1 pseudogene is annotated in these 376 nt (G+C 36.7%); it reads right to left on the bottom strand.

Annotated elements, in window-relative coordinates:
- Positions 1-376 (bottom strand): annotated as a pseudogene (locus tag FC45_RS07510) (LPXTG cell wall anchor domain-containing protein); the annotation flags it as partial.

The following is a 376-nucleotide window of genomic DNA, read 5'->3' on the forward strand; positions in this document are numbered from 1 at the left end:
CTTCTTTTGCCTTGCTTAAATTGCTATCACCATTCAAAGCGTTTAAGGCTTCATCTACCGCTTGCTTAGCAGCTTTTACTACTGCTGATTCAGTTGAAACATCACCAGTACTTGAACCATTGATTTTATCTAACAAAGCCTTGGCATTTTCTACTGCTTTGTCGTAAGCATCCTTCAAATTTTTATCTGCATTTACATAATTACTACTGTTCTTAATATCGTCTGCATTCTTGAAGTTAGCATCAGTTGACAAGTCACTCATATTATCATCAGTAGTTTGGGCAGTGTTTTGTACCTTTACTACAGCTGATTCTGGAGTTGCATTTACAACGGCCTTTAAAGCAGTATCCTTTTGAGCATTATTCAAATTGCCCAT

Origin of the sequence: Lactobacillus jensenii DSM 20557 (assembly GCF_001436455.1) — a bacterium.
Classification (GTDB): Bacteria; Bacillota; Bacilli; order Lactobacillales; family Lactobacillaceae; genus Lactobacillus; species Lactobacillus jensenii.